Source organism: Mycobacterium hackensackense, from assembly GCF_025822555.1.
Taxonomy (GTDB): Bacteria; Actinomycetota; Actinomycetes; order Mycobacteriales; family Mycobacteriaceae; genus Mycobacterium; species Mycobacterium fluoranthenivorans.
Genome location: NZ_JACKUC010000034.1, coordinates 12,864 through 38,188, shown reverse-complemented (window position 1 = coordinate 38,188; position 25,325 = coordinate 12,864). Strand labels below are relative to the sequence as shown.

Here is a 25,325-nt window from a genome sequence, read left to right as displayed (position 1 = left end):
TCGCACCGCTTTCGGGCCGCGCGAAGCGGCGGCCGTTGGCGCGTGGGGCATCTCAGCCGGGACGAATCGTGATCCCCCCCTGCGCGCGTTTCTCAACGCAAGATGGTTCCGCAAGGTGAGTGGGTGTTTGTAAGTCTGTCTGTATGTATGTGCATTGCGTGGAGCATCGTGGGGCATTGCTTGGGGCACATGCTCGTTCGAATGCTTGGCGGAATGCTCGACGATGCTCGGGCATATGCTCACCGGATGCTTCGGCATTGTCATCAGTACCCCTCGGCGAGCTTGTGGGTGATGGGTCCGAGCGCTTCACGTAGCGCAGTGTTCTCACCTTCGCCGTCCCGGTTCTCCCAACGCTTCCGCGCCGCCTTGCTCGCCCTGGCGCTGCGTGCCGCTGCGGCTGCATCTACGGGGTTGTGCTCGGCCCATCCGTTGATCGCCCATCCACCCTGTGCCGGCACCCACAGTCCGGATTCTGTTGCGATGCCCGCGTCTTTCTTCGTGATGCCGTACCGGCGTAGTGCGCCCTCGGGGAAGTAGCCGTCGGTCTCGGTCTTGCCGATGTGGCACATCATCGACACGTGCGCGACCACGACGCGGTGCTGATTGGTGTCGACCAGATCCATGATTTTCGGGTTGTCCGGGAACGTGGTGTCTAGCCGGATCCATTGCAGCGCCACTAGGTTGCCGCCTCCAATCGTGATTGCGTGTTCGTGCATCCGGCGCGGTGCTGGCCGGCGTTTACGGCGGGGTAGTACAGGCATTCAGGGCACGGCGGCGGCGTGAGGGTGCAGTCGGCCCGGTGCTTGCCGTTGACGACGAGATACAGGCCGCAGCCCTTGCACCAGTCGCGGTAGTTGGCCTGTCCGGCTTGCCGAAACCGGTCACGGGAGATCGATTCCTTGCTCATCGGCCACCGCCAGAGCTAGGCGGGATGTCAGCGCGCACAGGGTGGGTATCGGCCCGTACATACAGCGGGTGTCGCGGTTGGCCGCCCTTCGTCCAGCCGAGCACCGCGAGCTTGCCGCTCCGGTCATAGACCCGCGAGAGGATTCGCAGGACATCAGCAGCGCGGCCGGGCGCCGCGTTCGATCCCCACGCGAGCATGACGAGCGAGTAGCACTCGGCGACGTTGGCGAGCTCGGCATCGTTGTCCGGACCGACGGGGTCGGCATGCTGCCAGAGCTGTTTGGGATCCGTGGCTCGCAGCGCGTACAGGTTGACGACCGTGATGCCGCCGAATCCCCATGCCTTCGCGAACGCAATGCAACGGCGGATCGTGGGGTCGTTCGTGCTGCCGTCCGCAGTCGACGGGTTCAGCATCACCCACGCAAGGACCGGTTTCGACTCGTCCCAGATGCGGGTCAGGCGGTATCGGTATGTGCCGCAATCGCTCATCGTGGCCGAAGAGATCAGCCCAGAAAGAATCGTGCCGGTGGGGTTCGTCATCCGATCGCCGCCAACTGCTCGGCGATATCGGCCGGCGGTGTCCACAGTCCGAGCGCGCCTTTGCATGGGATCGGTTCGGCGAGTGGGCGTGGGTTTTCGAGGACGAGATGCGTGATGCGGCGGCGTTCGCGGCCGCCGTGCTCGACGTAGGACTGCTCGCCCCATGGTGTGCAGCAGCCGGCGTCAGGGTGGCAGTCGACGAGGTCGACGACGCCGAGGATCGCGCGCATCTCGAAAGCCCAGTGCGGCAGCTTCCCGCCGTTCCACTGCGGCCCGCGCTGCTCGCGGAATGCTGCGTGGACGAGCGGACTGTCTTCGCCGCGGTCGGACCAGCGTGCGCCGGCGTGTATGGCGAGTGGGCCGCGGTACTTCCAGATCTGCGTGCGGTTCTCGATGAGCTTGCCGCCGTTGATGATCGCCCACGCCCACGGCTGCTGCACAGTCAGCGCTTTCATGACGCGGTCAGCGATTCGACGCCGACGCCGACGAGATCCCGCGCGTTTGGCGGGCACACGGCGTTACCGGCGAGCCGGGACTGCTCACGGCGGTTGCCGCGCATCACGTACTCGGCTGGAAAGTCCATCGCGCGTTTGGTCTCTCGCGGTTCCAACATCCGGAACAACACGTCGTTGACATCGACGGTCGGCCGCGGTGAATCGAGGACCGCCTGCGTGGTTGCGGTGGTCACCGTCGGTGTCGGCTCGCTCACCGGCCGCGCCCGGTTCTGGTGATTGTTCTGCATCAGCAGCGCGTGCCGCTCGGTGGTCGTCACGGTCGCCAGCGGCTCGCCAGTCGGCTTCGCGCCAACACCCCTGCCGTAGAACGTGGTCACCAGACCGTGATGGTTTCCAGACGCGGTGACGGTGGCCAGCGGATCAGACACGGGCCGGTGCTTGGATCCGCCGCCGCGCAGCTCGGCCATGAACGCGAGCGCCGTTTCGGCCCGCGCCGTCATGGTGCGGATCGGCTGGTCGACAGTCGCCGCCTGCTTACCGTCGCGGCCTTCGACGGGCACCACCAGCGGTGCCCAGTACCGTTCGATCCCGGCCTCGATACGGGCCATCGTCTTCTCGGCGAGTGGCTTCGCGCGGTCGCCGATGCGCTGGCCGAGCAGATCCCAGTCGATGATGTCGGCGGCCGGCCGGAACGCCGGTTCGACGATCGTGTTGCGGCAGGTCACGTTCGGGCAGCGGTAGACGTACTGGGCGCGGTAGCGACCCCACGCGGGGCGGTCAGGCCGCTTCCAGGACTGCATCGCCCGCACGGGCCCGCATGTCGGGCACACCGCGGCGGGCCGCACCAGCCGATCGAAGTCGGGGCGCCGGTTGCCGGTGCGCCAGAACACGACGTACATGCGATCGCGGGACTGCGGGGCTCCGGCGCCGAAGAGCTGCGCGTGCATGCTGTTGACGAACACGATGTGGTGCTCGTAGCCGAGCGATTCCATCGCGAGTAGCCACGCCCGGAACGGGTGCCAGTGGTAAGCGTCAACGACGTTCTCGACGAAAACGAGCTCGTAGCGATGGTATTCGGTGAAGCGGACGACGTCCCACATGGTCGCGCGGGATCGCTCGGCGGCTTCGTCCGGCAGGATCTCTCCGAACAGATCGGGTTGCGCGTCGGCGCGTTTGCGGCCCTTCGCGATGGTGTGGTTCGTGCACTCGGGTGAGAACCATCCCATCGTGGTCCGCGGGAACAGGCGCGGGCTGATCTGCGACAGGTCCGCGCACAGGTGGTCGGCGTCGGGGTGATTGGTGTTGTGCGTCTCGATGGCCAGCGGCCAGTGGTTCGCGGCCATGCGCACCTGGACGCCGGGGATCATGATCGCGCCGGTCGAGGATCCGCCAGCACCGCAAAACAGGTCGGTGAGGGTGAACGTCACTGGCGGCCGCCCTCGAATCGCAGGCGTTGGCCGCCGCCGAGCTCTAGCTTCCGGGTGCGCACCTTCGTCGTGTTGGTCGCTTCGTCGTACCAAGACGACGTAACTTCGTGCATGACGTCGTGCGCGTCGGGGCCGAGCCGGGTGCCCGGGGTGAGCTTCGCTGTCTGGTCGCCGCGGTAGCTCATGACAGGTAGCCCGTTCCGCGCAGCAGTCCGGCGGCACGCTCGACGGTGTCCCAAAGGGTCTGGTCACCGCCGTTGCGGTCCGGGTGCGCAGCCTTCACCGCGGACCGGTACAGGCGGGTGACGTTGGCGTGACTCATGTCGAACACGACGTCGACGAGGCCGGCCGCTTTCGCGAGGACTTCCGCCGCTTCGCGCGGGCTCGCCGCGGATCCGGCCTGCTCGATGGCCAGCCAGCCGCGGTACTGCTCATTGCCGGGCGTGGTGCCGTAGCGGTCGACCCTGCGTAGCGCTTCGAGTGAGAGCGCGATCGCGCGTAGGTTGTCCTGCCAGCGGTTGAATTTGTCGCACGGCATCGACATCGGGCCTTTGTTGCCGTCGATGTTGAGGATCACGCCGGGGTGATCGGGTACCGCGCGGGCGTAGGGCATGCCGTCGAGCCGGAAGTCCTGCTCGCGCAGTGCGATTTGCAGTACCGAGTCGGCGCGATGGCGGCCGGCGCCGAGATGGTGCAGTTCGCGGTCGAGAATCGTCATCGTGGACGTCCACGTCGCGGAGAACGGTGATCGCTGGCGGTCGCGGGTGAGCTCGCGCGGCCAGGCGACGATGGGCCGCAACGTCATACCGGGTGGGTAGCCGCTCATGCGCGGGGCTCCGGCTCGGGCGGCAGGGCAGCGGCGCGGGTGATCTCCGGCAACTGCGGGACCGTCAGCGGCGTGTGGTACTTCGCGCCGAGCTGGACGAGCCACGTCACGACTTCCGCTTCGATCGACGGGTCGGTGACGTCCGGCCAGACCGGTTCCGGCTCGGCGGCCAGCTCCGGGAACAGGGCGGCCAGGTGCGGGCGGCACCGGGTGATCGCTTCGCCGATGCTGTCGACGCCGTCGATATCGTTGGGCTCCGCGGTGGGGACGTCGCCCGTCATGAAGCCGAGGATGTCGTTCAATTGCTGGAGCGGGCAGAAGATTTGGTTCTCGTCGCCGTGTAGGACGGTGACGATCGGTCCGATCTCGAATTGCTTGGTCATCGGGGTAGTCATCAGTTGCACTTCCTCGGGTCGCCGCCGTGCTCGCATTGCTCGGCGGGTGGTTTGGGCGCGGCTAGCGCGTCGCGCATAGCGGTTCCGGCTTCACGCCCGGCGTCGCCGAGCTGGCGGAACGCGTCCGGGGTGGTGAGCCGCGCCGCGGCGATCGGGTTGCGTTCGACGACCTTCACCGCCGCGCCGAAGAACAGGCCGAAGGTGCGGCCTGCGAGGTTCCCGCCGAGCAGGAATACGACCAGGAAGACGGGGATCAGGATCCACGTCCGCATGTGCGGTGCGGCGATCGCGGCCGTAACGACGGCGGCCAGGGCGACGAGCGAAAGCAGCAGCGCGGTAACCGCCGCGCGCCGCCGCTTCGCCAGATCAATCGGCTTCGGCATCAGTCTTCGTCGCCGCCGGTGTCGACCGATCCGTCTTCCACTTCGGGCCCACCGGTAACGGGATCCGTCGGGTAGAGCTCGCCTTGGTTCTCGTTCTTGGCCGGCGGCTTCTTGCCCTCTGGCCAGCCCTCGATGATCGTGAGATCGCGGCGGGGGTACAGCTCGCCCTTCGCGTTCTTCTTGTTGCCGTCGCCGTTCACCTGCACCTTGAGGGTGATCGCGAAGACGTCACCCATCTCGGGGATGCGCTCGACGCGGATGTTCCTTGACCCGAACGAGAACTTCACTTCGACGCCGCCGGTGTCGACGTCGTCGAGTGCGTTTGTCGATTTGTGGTCGCTGGCCTTCGTGGTGTCCCTACCCATGCTGTATTTCTCCTTCGGTGGTGGTGTCTTGCTCGTCCGGGTCGGCGGGCAAGTCTGTTGGCGGCTCGACGGATTCGAGGTCCGCGGCCGGGTAGTCGACGACGGTGATCGTCGCGGCCCGCCGGTCGCCTGCAATCGGTGTCCGGATCTCGACGTCGGCATGATCGGACAGTCCGATCTCGTCCATCCGCTTCACGAGCGCCCGGAGATCGCGGGCGACGAGCGGCCCGCGCGGACTGATGCGGCAGCCGTTGGAATGCGACTGCGGGGCGGGGGCGGTCACGAGTCGGCCGGCTCGTCGTCGGATGGGGCCGCAGCGGCGGCTTCCTCGGCGACCTGCTGCGCTTCGAGCCTTTGCAGCTCGGCGATGTTCAGCCACTCCGTGACATCCGACTTGAGTGTGCCGTCGCGCTTGCGATCAATAAGCCCGTTCCGGAGCTTCTGAAGCTCGTCGTCGGTGAGATCCTTCGTCGATGCGATGTCGCGGCCGACGATCGCGCGGCAGACGATGAGCCGGTCGTCGCGCTGGTCGTCGCCGTTCAGGTCCAGCTCGCCGAAGGTGGCGGAGATCGCGCCGTTCAGCTTGTCGCGCATCGACTTCCGTAGATCCGCTGTCGGTGCGTCGGCGGGCGAGGGCTCCGACTCCGGTTCGCTGACCTGCTCGGGTTCCGGTTCCGCGCTCGAATCTGAGGCGGGTTCGCCGGCCGGCTCTTCGGAGATAACTTCGCCGTCGATCACGTCGCCGCGTCGCTGCTGCTGCTTGCGTTCCCGGGCAGCCCGGACGCCGCCGATCCCGGATCCGCCGGCCGGACGGCGCTTCTCAGGCTCCGGACCCGACTCGACGTTGCCGTCCGGATCAATGACTGTCGGCTGCGCGGCGTCTTCGAGAATCAGGCCGGAGAAGTCATCCGGGTATGCACGGCGCCAGGCCAGCGCCTCGGCGCACTTCGCGATCTGATTGCGCGGCATCTTCGCCCACATCGAATTTGGTTCCTGCGCGACGATCCGGCGATTGCGGCCTTCGCCATCCCAGACGGCGTTCGTCTGCACGAACTCGTCGAAGTGCGCGATGCCTTCGAACGGCTCGCCGTTGCGGTAGATGACGAACCGCGCCGCGTGCGGCACGCTGCCGGCCGGCCACACCTTGCGCCAGTGCTGGATCACTTCGCCGTCGTCGGTGATGTGGAAGTCGTCGGCGCCCGTGAAGTACGGACCTTCGAAGCGCAGCTCGTCGTCGAGCATCTTCGCGGCTTCCCGGCCATTGCGCCGGTATCCATCGATGCCGGTCTGGATCGTGTACTTGGTGACCCAGCGCTCGACCTTGCGCCGACCGTTCGTTGCGCGCTCATCGTCGACCCACTCCGTGAGCTTCGTGTTCCGGCCGATCATGTAGATCTGTTTCCGGAACGGGTCCAAACCGGTTGTGCGGCAGACGTGGAAGAACAGGTTCAGGTCGCCATCGGATGCGTCTTCGACGCCGAGCGCGCGCAGGATCGCGATCTGATCATCGTTGAAGCGGACCTGTTCCGGTTCGATCGTGGCGAGCGTCTTCGCGCCGGCGTCCCGGGCCGCGCGCTCGGCGGCGCCGAGCAGATCTTCGGCGTCCGCGGTGGTCGCGTCGGCGGTCGTGGTTTCAGTCATCGGATCCGGTTCCCTTCGGTGCGTGGTCCCGGACCTTCTCCGGGGTGATGGACTTCGATGCGTAGAGCGACGGGCCGCTCTTGCCGGCCTGCCGCCGCGCGACCTGTAGGCCGCCGATCTCGGCGTATTGCGCGAGTTCCATTCGCTTCGCGAGGAAGTTCTTCTCGCGCTGAAGTGCCGACTCTGCGGCGTCGAATGCGACCCGGGCTTCGGCGTAGGCGAGCGCTTCGTCGGCGTCGAGCTCGATCGTCGACCCGTCGATCTCCGGGTGCAGTTGCCGAATGCATTCGTACGTGGCGACGGTGTCGTCGAGCGGCGGCGGCTCGTCCTGCTGAAGCGACGTCCAGAACGTGCGGCATTCGTCGATCAGGAATGCCGCTTCCTCGCGGGCGTCGGCGTTGTACTCGACTTGATACATGCGCTCATCGCCGAGCCGCGGGCCCAGGCACAGCAGTTGCCCGGGGTGATCTGTCCACCCGGTGAACAACATTGCGGTGAGCACCTGTGTCCAGTAGTCGGGCGGGAGGATCCCGGATCCGTCGTCGCCCCACTTCTCGGCGTCGTTCTGATCGCGAGCCATCTTGAACTCGACGACGCGGCGCCAGGCCCCGTGCACGGCGCGGCGATCGAGCGTCACCATCGCCGGGAAGCCGAAGTGATCGGGGTCGACGACGAACTGCACTTCGTCGGGGGAGAGCCGCCATTCGGGGTTGCGGCGGCGCCACCGCCGAGCCGCGAGCGCTTCGATATCGTGTCCGAGATCGAACGCGTCCTTCGGCGGCTCGTCCGGGGTGATGCCCTTCATGCGATGCCACAGCCGGAATGGCGATTCCCACCGCGACAGGCCGAGGATGGCGCCGACCTTCGACGGGCTGATCATCGCGCGGTGCTCGGGCGATCCGGGCTGAATCCATCCGCGGTCACGGGGTGTGTTCACCGCAATGTGGTTGATGCTCACCAGTGCTCACCGCCCGTGATGGCGATGTACAGGTCCCAGCACCATTCGACGTCGCCCATCGCGGTATGTCGGTCGAAGTCGTCGGGGTTGATGCCGACCGCGCGCGATACCGCATCCGACTTCCACGGGCGGCGGATGAGCTTGCCCTGCGCTGCGAGCCATCCGACAGCGTTGCCAGGCACGTCGAACGGGTGGTAGTTCCATCCCGGCGTCAGGCCGTAGCAGCCGAGCAGGTCGGTCAGCTTCTCCATGTCGAACGCCGGGTTCGATCCGGCGATCACCGCATCGCCGCGGACGATCTCGGCGATCGCGCTGGCGGCCAGCTCCGGCGGGACAGCCTCATCCGGGTTGTACCGGCGCGCGTAGTCGTCGCGGAACGACTGCGGCAGATCAGGATCGACGAGCGCCGGATTGTGAACGATCTGGAAGTGCTCGCTGGCGACCTGCTCGCCGTTGTCATCGATGCGGACCGCGGCGAACTCCCAGATCGGGGCGCGCCGGCTCGTGCCAAGCGTTTCGGTGTCGAGGAAGACAGTCGTCATGGCCGCACCGCCCGACGCTTGCGCAGCGGACGACACTTCGGGCAACGCCGCTCGATCCGATCCGGCTCACCCGATGCTGCGTGCACCTCGCATCGCGGATCCGATGCGTCGTGGAACTCGCGGTTCCCGTGCGGCTTCCGGCTCATGCGTAGACCCGTCCCCGCACCGAGACATAGATCCCCCAGCGCCAGAAGATCAGCGTGAAGGTGTGCACGTCGTACTTCGCGTTCGGCTGATCGGGCAGGTAGAACTCGGGCACGTCTTCCTGCGACAGGTCGACGCTGACCCCGAACTGAAGTCCGGCGTGCCCGCCCGCTTCGTGCTCCGTCTCGGCGAGCAGGTCACCGACGATGACGCGGAGCCGGGTTCCGTGGTGCTCGAAGGCGTGATTCCAGACGGGCCAATCGACGTCACCGTCTTCGGGTTCCGGGTGGATCGAGAACAGTTGCTTCAGCATGCGATTACTTCCTTCACGCGGTTGATATCGAGTGACAACTCGGGCACGGGTTCGCCCGACATCGGGCAGTAGTTGCGCCGGCCGCGGATCCGGGCGGTGGAATGCACCTGGTATCGACCGTCCTTCGTCAGGCCGGCGGGCTGGCCGCACATCATGCACTTCATGACGCGCACCGTTCGATGCGCCTGATCCGCGTCTGGAGGGTGTCGAGCTTGATGCCGAGCGCCGCGGCGATCTCCGCGTCGGTCCGGCCGACGTGCTCGCGGTGATCAGCAACGATCTCCAACAGTTGGTCGGCGGGCACACTGCGCGATGGCTTGAGGATGGCGCCAAGGTCGGGCACCGCCGCGGGATCGTCGATGTCATCGCCCCACGCGAACGCCGGAACGTATCCGCGCTTCTGCGCGCGACGGCGGGCGCGATCAGGCACCCAGCCAGCCGGCATTGGCTGCGCGCAAAGGGTCTGGAAGGCGGCGTCGATCCGGTCGTGCGTGGCCGGCCGCACCCAGCTCGCCGTTCCTTGGACGTACTTCCATAGGTTGCACTGCCGAACCGAGATCGCGGCACCGATCTGCTGTTCAGTGAATCCGTGCGCGACCATCGCCTGCGTCCGCCGGATCGCGCCGATCGGATTCATCTTCGCTGGGCGGGCCACGTCGGGATTGACCGCCAGAATCGCCCGCGCGACAGGCGCATACGAGTACCGGCGAGTGCCCTGCGAGATATCGCGGATGGTGCTCTGCCCGCAGTCAGAGAGTTCGGCGATGCGGCCGTAGCCGAGGTTCGCGGCGCGCAGTCGATTGATGTGTGCGCGGACGATCTCGGCGTCGACGGGTTGGTTGATCGCGATCCACGCCTCGTAGTGCTTCCTGCACATGCCGCGCTTCGATCGGACTGCGATGTTCTTGCAGCGGGGCGAGCCGCCGCACTTCTTCGGCGCGGTCACGGTGCCATCCCGACGCCGAGCATGATTGTGCGCGAGTACATTTCGACGAGTTCGCCGACCGTGTACAGCGGTTGCGCGGGTACCGGGTCCGGTTCGGGCTGTGCTGTGCCGGCGCGGTGTTCTAGACTGTCGTGCATCGGATGCCCTTCTCGGTATCTCGGAACGCCGGTCTTCGTTCGCAGCGGGGCCGGCGTTCGCCGTTTCAGTTCGGATCAGCGACGTCAGTCGTCGCGCCACAGAGGCACCGATGACGACGGATCTCTTCCTGCGACTCATGGCCAGCCGCGGCGTAGCACTCGTGGTCCGCGATGTCGGCAGCCCAGAGGTGACCGCAGTGCTCGCGGGAGTTGTAGTAGCCGCGGTGGTCGTTCTCCGGGCGCGCCGGGCCGGAAGGATCGCCCGGCCCGGCGCTGACATCGCCGCCATCCCCAGCGGCGATGCCCGGATTTGGAAGCCCGTAGCTCGCACGCGACATGCGCGTGAACAGGTCACGGATACCGCCCGGAATCGGTGTCAGCGGCAAGTTCTCCCACGGCGGGGCGCCGTCCCCGTGCACCGCGTAGTACATGGCCGCCGCGCGCTCTTCGACATCGGCGTCGTTGGTCTCGTGCTGGGATGCGATGTCGCGCTCGTTGATTGAGACGAAGACTTCAGCGATCGCCGCGACCGACGTCGCGATATCAGTCAGCGTGTCGAGCGTCCGGCGCTCGTAGTGCGACAGCCGTGAACGCAACTGCGCTTCGGCCGCGGCGTCGCGCTGCGCGTCGAGCTCGGTCTGCTCTTCTGGCGTCCTGTAGTCGCCGCCCCAGCCCATCAGCGGGCCGCCATCGCGTCACGGGCATCGCCGAGCGTCGCCGTGTTGAGGCAGTGCGCGCAGACGTGCGTGTTCAGGAAAGGGACGATGCAATCTGTCGATTCACAGATCGCGCACTCGGGGTCGACCGCGGGCCGGTAGGTCCGGGTACGGCCGTCCCAGCGGGCGGCCCACGAGCGCGCCGTTTCGATCGCCTGCGCGAAGCTTGTTGGCACTGAAGCGATCTCGTCGGGCATCAACCGGCCAGACCAGCCGTCGGCCATCGAGATCTCGACGTAGCCGCCGTTTACGTAGACGGCTAGGTAGGTGGTTTCGTCGCGCCAGATCGGCGCGGGCGGGACGTTGACGCCGACCTCGGCGACGACGGCGGTCATGCGCTGGCCTCTACGCCGAGCAGGGCTTCGATGTCAGCGAGACGGAAACGGTAGTGGCCACCAGGGGTGACGGTCGCGGGCTGGAGTTTTCCCTGCGCGATCCACCTGCGAACTGATTGACTGGATACGCCAAATCGTGTGCTGACATCCGAGGTCGTAATTAGTACGGTTTCGGGCATGCGGCAACCATGCCATTGCCCACAAACCGTGTCAAGTACGACTTATCGAACGATATTGCTTAGATCACACATCTAGATCCGGCTATTGCGCGTTATGTGCGACTCGCGCGATACTTGCGACATGACCGCAGATGTTGATATGGAAGCCTGGGTTCCTGACGACCGTAGCTTCGGTGCGCGCCTCGCGTTGATCCGTCAACGTATGGGCTGGAACATGAAAGAGGCCGCACTTGCGTGCGGCCTCAAGTACAACACCTGGCGCGACTGGGAAACCAAGAATCGCGACCCTCATAAGATCCGTGACGTCAGCATCGAGATAGCAAAAGCGACAGGATGCAACTACGTCTGGCTAATGACAGGGGAATACGTTCCTACCCCACCTGTGCCCCCGGCAGGATTCGAACCTGCGGCCTTCTGCTCCGGAGGCAGACGCTCTATCCCCTGAGCTACGGGGGCGCGTGAAACTCGCGCCGTTAGGGCTTTGTCAGACTAGCGGAGCAAGACTAGCGCATGGGACCGCGCCCCCGTGAATCGGAATGGATTCGGGTGCTGACCACCCCAGACCATAGGATGGACCCCTGTGACACCCGCCGACCTGGCTGCCCTGCTCAAGACCACCGCCGCCGCGGTCCTGGCCGAACACGGCCTGGACACCGCCGCGCTGCCCGAAACGGTGACCGTCGAGCGTCCGCGCAACCCCGAACACGGTGACTACGCCACCAACGTCGCACTTCAGCTCGCCAAGAAGGTCGGTGCCAATCCTCGTGAGCTGGCCGGCTGGCTGGCCGAGGCGTTGACCGCCGCCGACGGGATCGCCGCCGCCGAGGTGGCGGGCCCCGGCTTCGTCAACCTGCGTATCGAGGCCGGTGCCCAAGGCGTCGTCGTCACCAACGTGCTGTCCGCCGGGGCCACCTACGGGCACTCGGCTGACCTCGACCTGAAGATCAACCTGGAATTCGTCTCGGCCAACCCGACCGGGCCCATCCACATCGGTGGCACCCGCTGGGCCGCCGTCGGCGACGCCCTGGGCCGCTTGCTGACCACCCAGGGCGCCGAGGTCACCCGCGAGTACTACTTCAACGACCACGGCGGCCAGATCGACCGCTTCGCCCGCTCGCTGGTGGCCGCGGCCATGGGCGAACCCGCGCCCGAAGACGGATACGCCGGCAGCTATATCAACGAGATCGCCGCAGCCGTGCTCGCCAAGGCGCCCGACGCGTTGAGCCTGCCCGCCGAAGAGCGGCAGGAGACGTTCCGGGCGATCGGCGTGGACCTGATGTTCACCCACATCAAGAAGTCGCTGCACGACTTCGGCACCGACTTCGACGTCTACACCCACGAAGACTCGATGCACACCTCCGGCCGGGTCGACCAGGCCATCGCGAAGCTGCGGGACAACGGTGCCATCTACGAGAAGGACGGCGCAACGTGGTTGCGCACCACCGAGTTCGGTGATGACAAGGATCGGGTCGTCATCAAGAGCGATGGCCATCCCGCCTATGTCGCCGGCGATCTCGCGTACTACCTGGACAAGCGCGCACGTGGCTTCGACCTGTGTATCTATATGCTCGGCGCGGACCATCACGGCTACATCGCCCGGCTCAAGGCGGCCGCCGCCGCGCTCGGCGACGACCCGGACACCGTCGAGGTGCTGATCGGGCAGATGGTCAACCTGGTCCGCGACGGACAGCCGGTCCGGATGAGCAAGCGCGCCGGCACCGTGATCACCCTGGACGACCTGGTCGACGCCATCGGGGTGGACGCCGCCCGGTATGTGCTGATCCGGTCCTCGGTCAACAGCCCGATCGATATCGACCTGGCGTTGTGGTCCTCGGCATCCAGCGAGAACCCGGTCTATTACGTGCAATACGCGCACGCCCGGCTCTCGGCTCTGGCCCGCAGCGCCGCCGATCTGGGCCTGGCCGCCGACACCGCACACCTGGAACTGCTCAGCCACGACCGTGAAGCCACCCTGATGCGCACCATCGGTGAGTTCGGCCGGGTGCTCAAAACCGCAGCCGCACTTCGGGAACCACACCGGGTGTGCCGGTACCTGGAGGACCTGGCCGGTGACTACCACCGGTTCTACGACTCCTGTCGGGTGCTGCCCCAGGGCGACGAAACGCCAGGAGAGCTCCATTCGGCGCGGCTGGCGCTGTGTGAGGCGACCCGCCAGGTCATCGCCAACGGTCTGGCGATCCTCGGCGTCAGCGCCCCGGAGCGGATGTGAGTGCGCAGACCGCCGGTGCTGCCGTGCCGGAGAAGCCGCAGACGCGTGACGAGATCCTGCTTCTGGCCCCGAATGTCTGGCCGCGCAACCTGGCTCGAGGTGCCGATGGTGTCGTCTCGATTGCCGGGGTGACGGTCACCGACTTGGCCGCCCAGTTCGGCACCCCGTTGTTCGTCATCGATGAGGACGATTTCCGCTCGCGCTGCCGGGATATCGCCGCGGCGTTCGGTGGCGGCGAGTACGTGCATTACGCGTCGAAAGCGTTCCTGTGCACCGAGATCGCCCGATGGGTGAAATCCGAGGGTCTGTCGCTGGATGTCGCCACCGGTGGTGAGCTGGCCGTCGCGCTGCACGCGGACTTCCCGGCCGAGCGGATCACCGTGCACGGCAACAACAAATCCGTGGACGAGCTCAGCATCGCGGTGAAGGCCGGGGTCGGGCATATCGTGCTGGACTCGGAGATCGAGATCGAGCGCCTCGATGCCATCGCCGGTGCGGCGGGCATCGTCCAAGACGTGTTGGTGCGGGTCACCCCCGGAGTCGAGGCGCACACCCACGAATTCATCTCCACCGCGCACGAGGACCAGAAGTTCGGGCTGTCGCTGGCCAGCGGCGCCGCCTTGGACGCGGTACGCCAGGTGTTCGCCACCGACAACCTGCGCCTGGTCGGCCTGCACTGCCACGTCGGCTCGCAGATCTTCGACGTCTCCGGCTTCGAGATCGCCGCGCGTCGCCTGATCGGGCTGCTCCGCGATGTGGTCGCCGAGTTCGGCGTGGACAAGACCGCGCAGATGAACATCCTCGATCTCGGTGGGGGACTGGGCATCTCCTACGTGCCGTCCGACGATCCGCCGCCGATGCAGGAGCTGGCAGACAAGCTCAAGGCGATCGTCAAGAACGAATCGGCGGCCGTCGGGCTGCCCACGCCGAAGCTCGTGGTCGAGCCGGGCCGGGCCATCGCGGGGCCGGGCACGATCACCCTCTACGAGGTGGGCACCGTCAAGGATGTCGCCATCAGTGACACCGCGCAGCGGCGCTATGTCAGCGTCGACGGCGGGATGAGCGACAACATCCGGCCCGCGCTGTATGACGCCGAGTACGACGCGCGGCTGGTGTCGCGGGTGAGCGATGCCCCGGCCGCACTGGCTCGAATCGTCGGAAAGCACTGTGAGAGCGGCGATATCGTGGTCCGCGATACCTGGGTGTCCGATGACATCACCCCCGGTGATCTGTTGGCGGTGGCCGCGACCGGCGCCTACTGCTATTCGATGTCAAGCCGGTACAACCTGTTGACCCGGCCGGCTGTGGTCGCTGTCCGCGAGGGCAGGGCCCGGCTGATTCTGCGGCGGGAAAACGTCGACGATCTATTGAGTTTGGAGGTGAGCGGCGAATGAGCAAGAAGGACAAGCCCATCGGCGTAGCGGTGTTGGGTCTGGGCAATGTGGGCACCGAGGTGGTGCGCATCATCAACGAGAGCGCTCCGGATCTGGCCGCCCGCATCGGCGCACCACTGGAACTGCGCGGTGTGGGGGTCCGGACCGTCTCCGCCGACCGCGGGGTGCCGCTCGAGTTGCTCACCGACGATATCGACGCGCTGGTCTCCCGCGATGACGTCGATATCGTCATCGAGCTGATGGGACCCGTCGAACCGGCGCGCAAGGCCATCCTCAAAGCGCTGGAGACCGGCAAGTCCGTCGTCACCGCGAACAAGGCGCTGATGGCCCAGTCCACCGGCGAACTTGCCCAGGCGGCCGAAAAGGCGCGTGTCGACCTGTATTTCGAGGCAGCAGTGGCCGGTGCGATCCCGGTGATCCGGCCGCTGACCCAGTCGCTGGCCGGTGACACCGTGCTGCGGGTGGCCGGCATCGTCAACGGCACCACGAACTACATCCTCAGCGCCATGAACGACACCGGTGCCGACTACGCCAGCGCGCTCGCCGACGCCAGCGCCCTGGGCTACGCGGAGGCCGACCCCACCGCCGATGTCGAGGGCTACGACGCCGCCGCGAAGGCGGCGATTCTGGCCTCGATCGCCTTCCATACCCGGGTCACCGCAGACGACGTGTATCGCGAGGGCATCACCAAGGTCAGTGCCGCCGACTTCGAGTCGGCCAGGGCGCTGGGCTGCAATATCAAGCTGCTGGCCATCTGCGAGCGGCTGACCAACGACGAAGGGCAGCAGCGGGTTTCGGCCCGCGTCTATCCCGCGCTGGTGCCGCTGGAGCACCCGCTGGCCACCGTCGGCGGGGCCTTCAACGCCGTGGTGGTCGAAGCCGAGGCCGCCGGTCGGCTGATGTTCTATGGGCAGGGTGCCGGCGGGGCGCCGACCGCGTCCGCGGTGATGGGCGATGTCGTGATGGCGGCCCGCAACCGGGTTCAGGGTGGCCGTGGCCCGCGTGAGTCCAAGTACGCAGAGTTGCCCATCGCGCCGATCGGCTTCATCCCCACGCGCTACTACGTGAGCATGAACGTCGCCGACAAACCGGGCGTGCTGTCCTCGGTGGCGGCCGAGTTCGGCAAGCGCGAGGTCAGTATCGCCGAGGTGCGCCAGGAGGGCACCGTTGACGAGGACGGGCAGCGCCACGGTGCCCGCATCGTCGTCGTCACCCACAAGGCCACCGACGCCGCTCTGTCGGAAACCGTTGCCGCTCTTGCCGACCACGACGCCGTGGAGCGCATCAACAGCGTGCTGCGACTGGAAGGAACCGCAGAATGAGCAAGACCGCCGAGGCGAGCGAAGCAACGGGGACCGGACCCGTGCACATCCCCTGGCCCGGTCTGATCGCCGCGTACCGGGACCGGTTGCCGGTCACCGACGAATGGACGCCGGTCACCCTGCTGGAGGGCGGTACGCCGCTGATCCATGCCAAGCGACTGTCCGAGCAGACCGGCTGCACGGTGCACCTGAAGGTCGAAGGACTCAACCCGACGGGGTCGTTCAAAGACCGCGGGATGACCATGGCGGTCAGCGATGCGCTGGCCCGCGGGCAGAAGGCGGTGCTGTGCGCCTCGACGGGTAACACCTCCGCGTCGGCCGCCGCCTATGCCGCCAAAGCCGGCATCACCTGCGCGGTGCTGGTACCCCAGGGCAAGATCGCGATGGGCAAGCTGGCCCAGGCAGTCATGCACGGCGCCAAGATCATTCAGGTCGACGGCAACTTCGACGACTGTCTCGAGCTGGCCCGCAAGCTGACGGCGGACTTTCCGTCCATCGCCCTGGTGAACTCGGTGAACCCGGTGCGCATCGAGGGGCAGAAGACCGCCGCCTTCGAGATCGTCGACGCGCTCGGCACCGCACCGGACGTGCACTCGTTGCCGGTCGGCAATGCCGGGAACATCACCGCCTACTGGCGTGGGTACAGCGAGTACCACCGCGACGGCGTGAGCGACCGCCTGCCGCGGATGCTGGGCACCCAGGCCGCCGGCGCCGCGCCGCTGGTGTCGGGCCAGCCGGTCAGCCACCCGGAGACGATCGCCACCGCCATCCGGATCGGTTCACCGGCATCCTGGAATTCGGCCGTCGAAGCGCAGCAGCAGTCCAACGGCCGGTTTGTGGCGGCCACCGACGAGGAGATTCTGGCGGCCTACCACCTGGTGGCCCGGGCCGAGGGCGTTTTCGTCGAGCCGGCATCGGCGGCCAGCATCGCCGGGCTGCTCAAGTCGATCGAGGACGGCTGGGTCAAGCCCGGTTCCACGGTGGTGTGCACGGTGACGGGCAACGGTCTCAAGGACCCCGACACCGCCCTCAAGGGCATGCCGCCGGTGACACCGGTGCCGGTTGATCCGGTGGCCGTCGTCGAGAAGCTCGGCCTGGTCTGACGGGCGGACGAACTCTCGTGACCCAGATTCTGCGGGCCGGGTTGACGGCCTCGTCCGCTGTGGCGGCCTCCAGTGCCAACCTCGGACCCGGCTTCGACAGTCTCGGTCTCGCGCTCGGTCTGTATGACGAAATCTTCGTGGAGACAACGGAATCCGGCCTCAAGATCGATGTCGAAGGGCAGGGCGCCGGTCAGGTTCCGCTGGACGAATCGCACCTGGTGGTGCGGGCCATCAACCGTGGCCTGGCGGCAGCCGGCCTGCAGGTCGGCGGGTTGAAGGTGACCTGCCGCAACGTGATCCCGCATTCGCGTGGGCTGGGATCCTCGGCGGCAGCCGTGGTGGGCGGATTGGCCGTCGTCAATGGGCTTGCCGTGCAAGTAGGTTCGCCGGAACTGAGCCGCGATGAACTGGTGCAGTTGTCTTCGGAGTTCGAGGGGCACCCCGACAACGCAGCGGCTGCCGTGCTCGGCGGGGCGGTGGTGTCCTGGACCGTTTCAGATTCCACGGGAGAGCGGAGCGACGGGGGTCACGCCTGTCCGGCTCGTTACGGTGCCGCCCAGCTGGACCTGCACCCGGACATCCGGTTGTTCCCCGCGATCCCGGAGAACCGGTCATCGACGGCCGAAACCCGCGCCGTGCTGCCCACGCAGGTGCCCCATACCGACGCCCGGTTCAACCTCAGCCGCGCGGCGATGCTTGTGGTGGCCCTCACTCAACGGCCCGATCTGTTGTTGGAGGCGACCGAGGACCGGCTGCATCAGCCGCAGCGGGCGCCGTCGATGCCGGCATCGGCGGAATATCTCGCGGCCTTGCGGCGGTTGAAGATACCAGCGGTGCTTTCAGGAGCCGGACCTGCGGTGATAGCTCTGACCAACGGCACGGACCTACCGGAGCAGGCTCTGGAGTTCGGCGCCGCGAAGGGATTCGCCATCACCGAAATGGCGGTGGGCCACGGTGTTCGCTGGTCACCCGGTATCGCCTGAAACGCCGCTTCGGGATAACACGCGAAAGAGGGCGTTTCTTGCTTCCGGCAGTGATGCGAGTTATTCTCGCAATTGTCCAGCAATCGCAGCGTCTCTAGCTGCGCCGACACTAGGACGACTACCTCATCTTCTCGTATTTCACTCGTGGGCTGACGGTCCTCCGCATGGCGGCGAATCCCGGTGGTCATCGTTGCAATGGTGACGGTGGCGCCGTGGAAGACAACGCAATCGGCTGTTTGGCTGACTGCACATGACCTTCGGGGACCCCTCGCGTCGGATGGACGGCGAGGAAAGAAAGGAAATCCGTGACTGATACGGACCTCTTCACGACAAGCGACAGCGACGTGGCCGTCGCCGCGCAACCAGTCGTGGAAACCACCGATGCGCCCAGCACGGGCGCTACTCGCGGTGGCCGTGGCGGCTCGCTCACGTCGATGCTGCTCCCGGACCTGCGCGCACTGGCCAATGAGGCCGGCGTCAAAGGCACGTCCGGTATGCGCAAGAGCGAACTCATCTCTGCCATCAAGGAAATCCGCAGCGGGGGCGGCGGCACGGCCGCTGCAGCCGACGCGGCACCAGCGGCAAAGGCCGCGAGCGCCCCTGCCGCTGCAGCCGATGCGCCGGAGCAGACCGAACGGCCGCGGCGTGAGCGCCGCGGCGCTTCCCGGGGTACGGGCGCGCCCGCCGCAGCGCAGGAGCCTGCGTCGCAGGACAGCGCCGAGGCCGGCCAGGACACCGCACCCAAGCAGGACGCCGAGTCCAAGCAGGACTCCGCACCCAAGCAGGACGCCGAGGCGAAGAGCCAGGACGCGCCGGCCGGTGACGCGACACCTCGTGAAGAGGTGAAGTCCGGCGGCCAGGACAAGCAGGACAAGGCTGAGGGCGCCGGCAGCGGTGACCAGCAGCAGCACGGCGGTCAGCAGAACCGCAACAACCAGAACCGCAACAACAACCGCGGCGACAACAACAACCGCGGAGAGAACAGCAACCGCGGCGAGAACAACAACCGCGGCGACAACAGCGGCGATGATGATGACGACAGCCGCCAGGGCCGGCGCGGACGCCGGTTCCGGGATCGCAGGCGCCGTGGCGAGCGCACCGGCGACGGTCCGGGCAGCTCCGGCGGCGGGGGAGACCGCGACACCGAGTTGCGCGAAGATGACGTCGTCCAGCCGGTCGCCGGCATCCTCGACGTGCTCGACAACTACGCATTCGTCCGCACCTCCGGCTACCTGGCCGGACCCAACGACGTCTACGTGTCGATGAACATGGTGCGCAAGAACGGCCTGCGCCGCGGCGATGCCGTGACCGGCGCGGTGCGCGTCGCCCGTGAGGGTGAAGGCGGCGGCGGAAACAACCCGCGCCAGAAGTTCAACCCACTCGTGCGTTTGGACACCGTCAATGGTGGTCCGGTCGAGAACGCCAAGAATCGGCCCGATTTCACCAAGCTGACGCCGCTCTACCCGAACCAGCGGCTGCGCCTGGAGACCACGCCCGAGCGGCTGACCACCCGGGTGATCGACTTGATCATGCCGATCGGCAAGGGCCAGCGCGCGTTGATCGTGTCCCCGCCCAAGGCCGGTAAGACGACGATCATGCAGGACATCGCCAACGCGATCTCCACCAACAACCCGGAATGCCACCTCATGGTCGTGCTCGTCGACGAGCGCCCCGAAGAGGTCACCGACATGACCCGCTCGGTCAAGGGTGAGGTCATCGCCTCGACCTTCGACCGGCCGCCGTCAGACCACACCCAGGCCGCCGAATTGGCCATCGAACGGGCCAAGCGCCTGGTCGAACAGGGCAAGGACGTCGTGGTGCTGCTCGACTCGATCACCCGGTTGGGCCGCGCATACAACAACGCGTCGCCGGCCTCGGGCCGCATCCTGTCCGGTGGTGTGGATTCCACCGCGCTGTACCCGCCCAAGCGGTTCCTCGGCGCGGCCCGCAATATCGAGCACGGTGGCTCCCTGACGATCATTGCCTCGGCGCTGGTCGAGACCGGCTCCACCGGCGACACCGTGATCTTCGAGGAGTTCAAGGGCACCGGCAACGCCGAGCTGAAGCTGGACCGCAAGATCGCCGAACGTCGGGTGTTCCCCGCCGTCGATGTCAATCCGTCCAACACCCGCAAGGACGAGCTGCTGATGTCGTCCGAGGAGTTCGCCATCGTGCACAAGCTGCGCCGGGTGCTCTCCGGGCTGGACTCGCATCAGGCCATCGATCTGTTGATGAGCCAGCTGCGTAAGACCAAGACCAACTACGAGTTCCTGGTCCAGGTTTCCAAGAACGCACCCGGTAGCAACGGCGACGACTAAGTCCGCGCCGATCGACTGACAAAAGAGTCCCGTTTCGTGAGAAGCGGGACTCTTTTGTCGATTCGGCTTATGCGGGAGCGCTGCGCAGCGCGGGCATGAGATAGCGCCGAATATGGGTGAGTAGCTGATTCGAGTCGCCGGGATCGAGCGTGTCGCCCGGCACGGTGGCCAGCGAGATCACCACGCGCGCCACCCATTCGGAGGCTTCGGCGATGACGACGTCCTGGTGGATCTCGCCCTTCTCCCGCGCGGCGATCAGGTAGCGGGACCAGAAGCTCGCCAGGTCGGGCACCAGACCCTGCACGCCGGCGCCCGCACACGCGGCGAACTCATCGGGCTCGTCGATCCGCAGCTTCATCAGGAGTGCGCCCGGGTCGTCATACGCGGTGCGGCCGTGCCGGATACCCGCGGCAATCTGCTGATCCAGGCCCTCGACCTGCTCCAGGACAGCGTGCGCCTCGGACCAGTACGCCTCGTTGAGGCGGACGATCGCGGCGCCCAGCAGGGTCACCTTGTCGGGGAAGTGCCGGTACAGCCAGCCGCGGGACACCCCCGCACCCTCGGCCACCTCGGAGACGGTGGTGGCCCGGATGCCCTTGGCGCGCAGGCAGACTTCGGCGGCGTCGATCAGCCGATCACGCACGCTGCGCGGGGTGGTGGTGCTGGTGGTGCTCGTCAAAGGTGCCGGCTCCTGGTCATACGTACGGGGTGGGGTTGTACTGATTGTGCCAATGGCGGCGCGGCTATGGTGCACACCCTCCGCCATGGTAGACACTTTCACCAATGTGTTCACCGTCGTCGAGAGGGTCAGCCGTGGCCGACACGCTCCAGCAGTTGTTGCGCGCACGCGCCGAGCAGGACACCGTGGCGGTCAAACACGGCGACCGGAGCTGGACCTGGCGCGCACACGTGGCCGACGCCGCGCGGCAGGCCGCGGCACTCATCGCACGTGCGGATCCGGAGCGGCCGCTGCATGTCGGCGCGCTGCTGGGCAACACCCCGGACATGCTCACCGCGCTTGCGGCGGCCGCGCTCGGGGGATACGTGCTGTGCGGTGTCAACACCACGCGGCGCGGTGACGCACTGGCCCGCGATATCGCGAAGGTCGACACCCAGATCCTGATCACCGATGCGGAGCACAAGCCGCTGCTCGACGGGATCGACCTGGCCGGCGTCACGGTGTACGACACCGGCAGCGACGAGTGGGCGCAGCTGCTGGCCGGGGCGCCGGACCTCACGCCGCACAAAGAGGTCACCGCCGACGACACGTTCATGATGATCTTCACCTCGGGAACCAGCGGCGATCCCAAGGCGGTCGAGGTGCCGCATGCGACGGTGCTCTTCGCCGGCAGTGCCCTGGTGCAGCGCTACGAACTGGACTCCACCGACACCTGCTACCTGTCCATGCCGCTGTTTCACTCCAACGCCGTCTACGCCGGATGGAGCGTGGCGCTCAACGCCGGGGCCGCGATGGCGCCCGCGACGTTCTCCGCCTCGGGTTTCCTGCCCGATATCCGCCGCTACGGGGCCACCTACATGAACTACGTCGGCAAGCCGCTGGCCTACATCCTGGCGACCGCCGAACAACCCGACGACGCCGACAACACGTTGCGCGTCGCCTTCGGCAACGAGGCGGCCGACCGCGATATCGACGCGTTCAGCCGCCGCTTCGGCTGCACCGTCTGGGACGGGTTCGGCTCCACCGAGACCGCCGTGATCATCACCCGCACCGAGGACTGCCCGGCCGGTTCCATCGGCAAGGGCTTCCCGGGGGTGGCGATCTACCACCAGGAGACCGGGAAACCCTGCGCCGTCGCGCGCTTCGATGACACCGGTGCGCTGCTCAACGCCGACGAAGCCACCGGTGAACTGGTCAACACCTCGGGCAGCGGGCTGTTCCGCGGCTACTACAACGACAAGTCCGCCACCGACGAACGGATGCGCGGCGGCGTGTACTGGTCCGGCGACCTGGCCTACCAGGACGCGGACGGCTGGATCTACCTGGCGGGTCGCACCGCGGACTGGATGAGGGTGGACGGCGAGAACCTGACCAGCGGCCCGATCGAGCGGATCCTGCTGCGACTGCCCGCGATCAACCGGGTCGCCGTCTATCCGGTGCCCGACGAGCTGGTCGGTGACCAGGTGATGGCCGCCGTGGTGCTGGGCGACGGCGCGGAACTGACGCCCGCGGAATTCACCGAGTTCCTGGCCGCCCAGCCCGATCTCTCGCCGAAGGCCTGGCCGCGCTACCTGTGGATCGCGGCGGATCTGCCGAGCACGGCGACCAACAAGATCCTCAAACGCGAGCTGGTCGCGATGGGCACCGATCCGCACGGCCGGACCATCTGGAAGCGGGACGGCACCGCGTACGCGGCGCACGCCGGATAGCGTCGCGGACCGGGAATAGCGGCCGGTGATCGTGCGTTTTCGCACTTGACGGTTGACCTGGCATAATGGACCGTCGACCCTCGGTTCCGGTTCACGTCCGTACGTCCTCAGGTCAGAGGCGGGCGACCCGGCGGCCAACGATTGAAGAGGAAAACCATGAAATCGGGTATCCACCCCAACTATGTCGAGACCTCCGTGGTCTGCGGCTGCGGCAACACCTTCACCACCCGCAGCACCAAGGACAGCGGCCACATCGTGGTCGAGGTCTGCTCGCAGTGCCACCCGTTCTACACCGGTAAGCAGAAGATCCTCGACAGCGGTGGCCGCGTGGCCCGCTTCGAGAAGCGGTACGGCAAGCGCAACACCAAGGCTGCTGCCGACAACTAGCTGTCCCATCGGCGCCCGTTCTGTCAGATTCTTGTCAGGCCGGGCGCCGATCTGCGTTTACTGGAGGTCACGATGACCGGTTCACCTTCTCCGATCGAAGCGTTGCTGACCGAGCATGCCGATCTCGAACGCCAGCTCGCCGACCCTGCGCTGCACGCCGATGCGGGCGCGGCGCGGCGCGTCGGGCGCCGGTTTGCGCAGGTGTCCCCGATCGTGTCGACCTACCGCAAGCTGGAGGCCGCCCGCGGCGACCTGGAGGCCGCCCGCGAGCTCGCCGCCGAGGATGAGGCGTTCGCCGCCGAGGTGCCCGAGCTGGCTGCCCGGGTCGACGAACTCGACGCCCGGCTCGTCGACCTGCTCGCCCCGCGCGATCCGCACGACGCCGACGATGTCGTGCTCGAAGTGAAGTCCGGTGAAGGTGGCGAGGAATCGGCGCTGTTCGCCGCCGACCTCGCGCGGATGTACATCCGCTACGCCGAGCGGCACGGCTGGACGGTCACGGTGCTCGACGAGACCTGGTCGGATCTGGGCGGCTACAAGGACGCCACCATCACCATCGCGGGTAAGGGCGATTCAGCCGACGGCGTGTGGTCGCGGATGAAGTTCGAGGGTGGCGTGCATCGCGTGCAGCGCGTCCCGGTCACCGAATCCCAGGGCCGGGTGCACACGTCGGCCGCCGGCGTGCTGGTCTACCCCGAGCCCGAAGACGTCGAGGCCGTGCAAATCGACGAGTCCGATCTGCGTATCGACGTCTACCGGTCCTCCGGTAAGGGCGGTCAGGGCGTCAACACCACCGACTCGGCGGTCCGGATCACCCACCTGCCCACCGGCATCGTCGTCACCTGCCAGAACGAGCGCTCACAGCTGCAGAACAAGGCCCGCGCCATGGTGGTGCTCGCCGCCCGGCTGCAGGCGCTGGCCGAGGAGCAGGCGTCGGCGGACGCGTCGGCGGACCGGGCCAGCCAGATCCGCACCGTCGACCGCAGTGAGCGGATCCGTACCTACAACTTCCCGGAGAATCGGATCGCCGACCACCGCATCAACTTCAAGGCACACAACCTCGATCAGGTGCTCGACGGTGATATGGACCCGTTGCTCGACGCCTTGGCCGCCGCCGACAAGCAGGCGCGCCTGCAACAGGCATGAGCCCCACGGTCCGGCAGGCGATCACTGACGCGACCGCCACGCTGTCGGCCGCCGGTATCGATTCCGCGCGTGCGGATGCCGAGTCGCTTGCCGCCCACGTCGCCGGTGTGGATCGCGGCAGGCTCGCGGTATTCGAACCGGATCCCGGATTCATCGACCGCTATCGCTCCCTGGTGTCTCGTCGTGCACTGCGAATTCCGTTGCAGCACATCGTCGAAACCGCAGCGTTTGGTCCGCTGGTGCTGCATGTCGGGCCCGGGGTGTTCATCCCGCGCCCGGAGACCGAGGCGCTGCTGGAGTGGGCGCAGGCCCAGCCGCTGCCGGCCGATGCGGTGATCGTCGACTTGTGTACAGGGTCGGGCGCACTCGCATTGGCGCTGGCCCGGCACCGGCCCGACGCCCGGCTCATCGCGGTGGAGGATTCCGTCGATGCGTTGCGTTACGCCGAGTTGAACTGCCGTGGCACGGCGGTGCAACTCGTCCGGGCCGATGTCACCGCCGACGGACTGCTGGCCGACATCGACGGAGCCGTCGATTTGATCGTCAGCAATCCGCCCTACATCCCGCTCGGTGCCGAGCTGGATCCCGAAGTCGCAGAACATGATCCGGACCATGCCCTGTTCGGCGGAGCGGACGGCATGTCGGTCATCGGGCCGATCGTGACAGCGGCGGCCCGGCTCCTGCGGCCGGGTGGTCGTATCGGCGTCGAACATGACGACACCACCTCATCCGCCACGGTCGAACTGTTCGACCGGTCTGCGGCATTCACCGACATCACCGCCCGCCGGGATCTCACCGGGCGGCCCCGCTTCGTGACGGCTACCAGGAACGGGTGAGAGGCTGACG

General features: G+C 67.0%; 32 protein-coding genes and 1 tRNA gene. 10 read left to right on the top strand and 23 right to left on the bottom strand.

Translation table 11 applies throughout. The features are described from left to right. Nucleotides 1-263 precede the first annotated feature (263 nt). From H7J86_RS26230 to H7J86_RS26125, 22 genes are all read right to left on the bottom strand, one after another. Entirely contained in the window at nt 264-677 is a 414-nt protein-coding gene (locus H7J86_RS26230) for a hypothetical protein (RefSeq protein WP_267294531.1), read from the bottom strand. Further along, complete coding sequence (locus H7J86_RS26225; protein WP_267294529.1) at nt 677-907, bottom strand: hypothetical protein; 231 nt, start codon at nt 905-907, stop codon at nt 677-679. Before H7J86_RS26225 ends, H7J86_RS26230 begins: the two co-directional genes overlap by 1 nt. Beyond that, nucleotides 904-1,446, bottom strand: a complete 543-nt coding sequence (locus tag H7J86_RS26220; protein ID WP_267294527.1) for a DUF1643 domain-containing protein — start codon at nt 1,444-1,446, stop codon at nt 904-906. The genes H7J86_RS26225 and H7J86_RS26220 overlap by 4 nt, the downstream gene beginning before the upstream one ends. Next, complete coding sequence (locus H7J86_RS26215) at nt 1,443-1,901, bottom strand: ASCH domain-containing protein (RefSeq protein ID WP_267294525.1); 459 nt, start codon at nt 1,899-1,901, stop codon at nt 1,443-1,445. Before H7J86_RS26215 ends, H7J86_RS26220 begins: the two co-directional genes overlap by 4 nt. Then, nucleotides 1,898-3,328: a DNA cytosine methyltransferase gene (locus tag H7J86_RS26210; protein WP_267294523.1), complete on the bottom strand. Its 1,431-nt coding sequence runs from the start codon at nt 3,326-3,328 to the stop codon at nt 1,898-1,900. The genes H7J86_RS26215 and H7J86_RS26210 overlap by 4 nt, the downstream gene beginning before the upstream one ends. Beyond that, the gene (locus H7J86_RS26205; protein WP_267294521.1) at nt 3,325-3,513 is read right to left on the bottom strand and encodes a hypothetical protein; all 189 of its coding nucleotides are present in this window, start codon (nt 3,511-3,513) and stop codon (nt 3,325-3,327) included. The genes H7J86_RS26210 and H7J86_RS26205 overlap by 4 nt, the downstream gene beginning before the upstream one ends. Continuing rightward, entirely contained in the window at nt 3,510-4,154 is a 645-nt protein-coding gene (locus H7J86_RS26200) for a molecular chaperone DnaJ (RefSeq protein WP_267294519.1), read from the bottom strand. Before H7J86_RS26200 ends, H7J86_RS26205 begins: the two co-directional genes overlap by 4 nt. Continuing rightward, nucleotides 4,151-4,537, bottom strand: a complete 387-nt coding sequence (locus H7J86_RS26195) for a hypothetical protein (protein WP_267294517.1) — start codon at nt 4,535-4,537, stop codon at nt 4,151-4,153. Before H7J86_RS26195 ends, H7J86_RS26200 begins: the two co-directional genes overlap by 4 nt. 11 nt (nt 4,538-4,548) lie before the next feature. Then, nucleotides 4,549-4,932: a hypothetical protein gene (locus H7J86_RS26190; RefSeq protein ID WP_267294515.1), complete on the bottom strand. Its 384-nt coding sequence runs from the start codon at nt 4,930-4,932 to the stop codon at nt 4,549-4,551. Then, nucleotides 4,932-5,297 carry a hypothetical protein gene (locus tag H7J86_RS26185; RefSeq protein ID WP_267294514.1) on the bottom strand — a complete coding sequence of 122 codons (366 nt, stop codon included), beginning with the start codon at nt 5,295-5,297 and terminating at the stop codon, nt 4,932-4,934. The genes H7J86_RS26190 and H7J86_RS26185 overlap by 1 nt, the downstream gene beginning before the upstream one ends. Next, on the bottom strand, nt 5,290-5,580 hold the full coding sequence (locus H7J86_RS26180; protein WP_267294512.1) for a hypothetical protein: 291 nt from the start codon (nt 5,578-5,580) through the stop codon (nt 5,290-5,292). The genes H7J86_RS26185 and H7J86_RS26180 overlap by 8 nt, the downstream gene beginning before the upstream one ends. Further along, on the bottom strand, nt 5,577-6,938 hold the full coding sequence (locus H7J86_RS26175; RefSeq protein WP_267294510.1) for a recombinase RecT: 1,362 nt from the start codon (nt 6,936-6,938) through the stop codon (nt 5,577-5,579). Before H7J86_RS26175 ends, H7J86_RS26180 begins: the two co-directional genes overlap by 4 nt. After that, the gene (locus H7J86_RS26170; protein ID WP_267294508.1) at nt 6,931-7,896 is read right to left on the bottom strand and encodes a YqaJ viral recombinase family protein; all 966 of its coding nucleotides are present in this window, start codon (nt 7,894-7,896) and stop codon (nt 6,931-6,933) included. The genes H7J86_RS26175 and H7J86_RS26170 overlap by 8 nt, the downstream gene beginning before the upstream one ends. Continuing rightward, the gene (locus H7J86_RS26165; protein ID WP_267294506.1) at nt 7,893-8,438 is read right to left on the bottom strand and encodes a 3'-5' exonuclease; all 546 of its coding nucleotides are present in this window, start codon (nt 8,436-8,438) and stop codon (nt 7,893-7,895) included. The genes H7J86_RS26170 and H7J86_RS26165 overlap by 4 nt, the downstream gene beginning before the upstream one ends. Before the next feature lie 142 nt (nt 8,439-8,580). Next, a complete protein-coding gene (locus tag H7J86_RS26160; RefSeq protein WP_267294504.1) occupies nt 8,581-8,895 on the bottom strand; it encodes a hypothetical protein in 315 nt (104 codons plus the stop codon). Continuing rightward, entirely contained in the window at nt 8,889-9,059 is a 171-nt protein-coding gene (locus H7J86_RS26155) for a hypothetical protein (RefSeq protein ID WP_267294502.1), read from the bottom strand. The genes H7J86_RS26160 and H7J86_RS26155 overlap by 7 nt, the downstream gene beginning before the upstream one ends. Beyond that, the gene (locus H7J86_RS26150) at nt 9,056-9,841 is read right to left on the bottom strand and encodes a hypothetical protein (protein ID WP_267294500.1); all 786 of its coding nucleotides are present in this window, start codon (nt 9,839-9,841) and stop codon (nt 9,056-9,058) included. The genes H7J86_RS26155 and H7J86_RS26150 overlap by 4 nt, the downstream gene beginning before the upstream one ends. Next, nucleotides 9,838-9,978: a hypothetical protein gene (locus H7J86_RS26145; protein WP_267294499.1), complete on the bottom strand. Its 141-nt coding sequence runs from the start codon at nt 9,976-9,978 to the stop codon at nt 9,838-9,840. The genes H7J86_RS26150 and H7J86_RS26145 overlap by 4 nt, the downstream gene beginning before the upstream one ends. Before the next feature lie 65 nt (nt 9,979-10,043). Then, the gene (locus tag H7J86_RS26140) at nt 10,044-10,655 is read right to left on the bottom strand and encodes a hypothetical protein (protein WP_267294496.1); all 612 of its coding nucleotides are present in this window, start codon (nt 10,653-10,655) and stop codon (nt 10,044-10,046) included. Beyond that, entirely contained in the window at nt 10,655-11,029 is a 375-nt protein-coding gene (locus H7J86_RS26135) for a hypothetical protein (RefSeq protein ID WP_267294494.1), read from the bottom strand. The genes H7J86_RS26140 and H7J86_RS26135 overlap by 1 nt, the downstream gene beginning before the upstream one ends. Beyond that, nucleotides 11,026-11,208 carry a MerR family transcriptional regulator gene (locus H7J86_RS26130; protein ID WP_267294492.1) on the bottom strand — a complete coding sequence of 61 codons (183 nt, stop codon included), beginning with the start codon at nt 11,206-11,208 and terminating at the stop codon, nt 11,026-11,028. Before H7J86_RS26130 ends, H7J86_RS26135 begins: the two co-directional genes overlap by 4 nt. A 383-nt stretch (nt 11,209-11,591) precedes the next feature. After that, nucleotides 11,592-11,664: transfer RNA gene (locus H7J86_RS26125), tRNA-Arg, on the bottom strand. Nucleotides 11,665-11,788: 124 nt separating this feature from the next. Between H7J86_RS26125 and argS the strand changes: the two genes are divergently transcribed. From argS to rho, 6 genes are all read left to right on the top strand, one after another. Further along, nucleotides 11,789-13,438: an arginine--tRNA ligase gene (gene argS, locus H7J86_RS26120; RefSeq protein WP_267294490.1), complete on the top strand. Its 1,650-nt coding sequence runs from the start codon at nt 11,789-11,791 to the stop codon at nt 13,436-13,438. 23 nt (nt 13,439-13,461) lie between these two features. Continuing rightward, nucleotides 13,462-14,832 carry a diaminopimelate decarboxylase gene (lysA, locus tag H7J86_RS26115; protein ID WP_267294901.1) on the top strand — a complete coding sequence of 457 codons (1,371 nt, stop codon included), beginning with the start codon at nt 13,462-13,464 and terminating at the stop codon, nt 14,830-14,832. Further along, nucleotides 14,829-16,154, top strand: coding sequence for a homoserine dehydrogenase (locus H7J86_RS26110; RefSeq protein WP_090363906.1), 1,326 nt, complete (start codon nt 14,829-14,831; stop codon nt 16,152-16,154). Before lysA ends, H7J86_RS26110 begins: the two co-directional genes overlap by 4 nt. Beyond that, on the top strand, nt 16,151-17,257 hold the full coding sequence (thrC, locus tag H7J86_RS26105; protein WP_090363905.1) for a threonine synthase: 1,107 nt from the start codon (nt 16,151-16,153) through the stop codon (nt 17,255-17,257). The genes H7J86_RS26110 and thrC overlap by 4 nt, the downstream gene beginning before the upstream one ends. Nucleotides 17,258-17,274: 17 nt before the next feature. Further along, nucleotides 17,275-18,240 (top strand): homoserine kinase, encoded by a 966-nt coding sequence (gene thrB, locus H7J86_RS26100; protein WP_267294488.1) that lies wholly within the window; start codon nt 17,275-17,277, stop codon nt 18,238-18,240. A gap of 305 nt (nt 18,241-18,545) precedes the next feature. After that, nucleotides 18,546-20,558: a transcription termination factor Rho gene (gene rho / locus H7J86_RS26095; protein WP_090363901.1), complete on the top strand. Its 2,013-nt coding sequence runs from the start codon at nt 18,546-18,548 to the stop codon at nt 20,556-20,558. Nucleotides 20,559-20,625: 67 nt separating this feature from the next. Here rho and H7J86_RS26090 read toward each other — a convergent pair whose 3' ends face one another. After that, nucleotides 20,626-21,237 (bottom strand): TetR/AcrR family transcriptional regulator, encoded by a 612-nt coding sequence (locus tag H7J86_RS26090; RefSeq protein ID WP_267294486.1) that lies wholly within the window; start codon nt 21,235-21,237, stop codon nt 20,626-20,628. A 134-nt stretch (nt 21,238-21,371) separates the two neighbouring features. On the opposite strand from H7J86_RS26090, the gene fadD1 reads away from it, so the two are divergent. The 4 genes from fadD1 to prmC all read left to right on the top strand — a co-directional run bounded on the left by fadD1 (nt 21,372) and on the right by prmC (nt 25,315). Then, entirely contained in the window at nt 21,372-22,946 is a 1,575-nt protein-coding gene (fadD1, locus tag H7J86_RS26085; protein WP_267294484.1) for a fatty-acid--CoA ligase FadD1, read from the top strand. 156 nt (nt 22,947-23,102) lie between these two features. Beyond that, on the top strand, nt 23,103-23,333 hold the full coding sequence (gene rpmE, locus H7J86_RS26080) for a 50S ribosomal protein L31 (protein ID WP_090363897.1): 231 nt from the start codon (nt 23,103-23,105) through the stop codon (nt 23,331-23,333). 72 nt (nt 23,334-23,405) lie between these two features. Next, entirely contained in the window at nt 23,406-24,479 is a 1,074-nt protein-coding gene (gene prfA, locus H7J86_RS26075) for a peptide chain release factor 1 (RefSeq protein ID WP_090363895.1), read from the top strand. Then, nucleotides 24,476-25,315: a peptide chain release factor N(5)-glutamine methyltransferase gene (prmC, locus tag H7J86_RS26070; protein WP_090363894.1), complete on the top strand. Its 840-nt coding sequence runs from the start codon at nt 24,476-24,478 to the stop codon at nt 25,313-25,315. Before prfA ends, prmC begins: the two co-directional genes overlap by 4 nt. Nucleotides 25,316-25,325 lie beyond the last annotated feature (10 nt).

Coding starts and splice junctions, on each gene's coding strand:
- H7J86_RS26200 (WP_267294519.1), bottom strand. CDS start 4,154: ATGAGCGGCTACCCACCCGGTATGACGTTGCGGCCCATCGTCGCCTGG.
- H7J86_RS26185 (WP_267294514.1), bottom strand. CDS start 5,297: ATGGGTAGGGACACCACGAAGGCCAGCGACCACAAATCGACAAACGCA.
- H7J86_RS26130 (WP_267294492.1), bottom strand. CDS start 11,208: ATGCCCGAAACCGTACTAATTACGACCTCGGATGTCAGCACACGATTT.
- H7J86_RS26145 (WP_267294499.1), bottom strand. CDS start 9,978: ATGCACGACAGTCTAGAACACCGCGCCGGCACAGCACAGCCCGAACCG.
- H7J86_RS26215 (WP_267294525.1), bottom strand. CDS start 1,901: ATGAAAGCGCTGACTGTGCAGCAGCCGTGGGCGTGGGCGATCATCAAC.
- H7J86_RS26205 (WP_267294521.1), bottom strand. CDS start 3,513: ATGAGCTACCGCGGCGACCAGACAGCGAAGCTCACCCCGGGCACCCGG.
- prfA (WP_090363895.1), top strand. CDS start 23,406: ATGACCGGTTCACCTTCTCCGATCGAAGCGTTGCTGACCGAGCATGCC.
- H7J86_RS26135 (WP_267294494.1), bottom strand. CDS start 11,029: ATGACCGCCGTCGTCGCCGAGGTCGGCGTCAACGTCCCGCCCGCGCCG.
- H7J86_RS26110 (WP_090363906.1), top strand. CDS start 14,829: ATGAGCAAGAAGGACAAGCCCATCGGCGTAGCGGTGTTGGGTCTGGGC.
- H7J86_RS26175 (WP_267294510.1), bottom strand. CDS start 6,938: ATGACTGAAACCACGACCGCCGACGCGACCACCGCGGACGCCGAAGAT.
- prmC (WP_090363894.1), top strand. CDS start 24,476: ATGAGCCCCACGGTCCGGCAGGCGATCACTGACGCGACCGCCACGCTG.
- rpmE (WP_090363897.1), top strand. CDS start 23,103: ATGAAATCGGGTATCCACCCCAACTATGTCGAGACCTCCGTGGTCTGC.
- H7J86_RS26155 (WP_267294502.1), bottom strand. CDS start 9,059: ATGAAGTGCATGATGTGCGGCCAGCCCGCCGGCCTGACGAAGGACGGT.
- H7J86_RS26190 (WP_267294515.1), bottom strand. CDS start 4,932: ATGCCGAAGCCGATTGATCTGGCGAAGCGGCGGCGCGCGGCGGTTACC.
- H7J86_RS26160 (WP_267294504.1), bottom strand. CDS start 8,895: ATGCTGAAGCAACTGTTCTCGATCCACCCGGAACCCGAAGACGGTGAC.
- thrC (WP_090363905.1), top strand. CDS start 16,151: ATGAGCAAGACCGCCGAGGCGAGCGAAGCAACGGGGACCGGACCCGTG.
- H7J86_RS26140 (WP_267294496.1), bottom strand. CDS start 10,655: ATGGGCTGGGGCGGCGACTACAGGACGCCAGAAGAGCAGACCGAGCTC.
- H7J86_RS26225 (WP_267294529.1), bottom strand. CDS start 907: ATGAGCAAGGAATCGATCTCCCGTGACCGGTTTCGGCAAGCCGGACAG.
- H7J86_RS26195 (WP_267294517.1), bottom strand. CDS start 4,537: ATGACCAAGCAATTCGAGATCGGACCGATCGTCACCGTCCTACACGGC.
- H7J86_RS26165 (WP_267294506.1), bottom strand. CDS start 8,438: ATGACGACTGTCTTCCTCGACACCGAAACGCTTGGCACGAGCCGGCGC.
- H7J86_RS26220 (WP_267294527.1), bottom strand. CDS start 1,446: ATGACGAACCCCACCGGCACGATTCTTTCTGGGCTGATCTCTTCGGCC.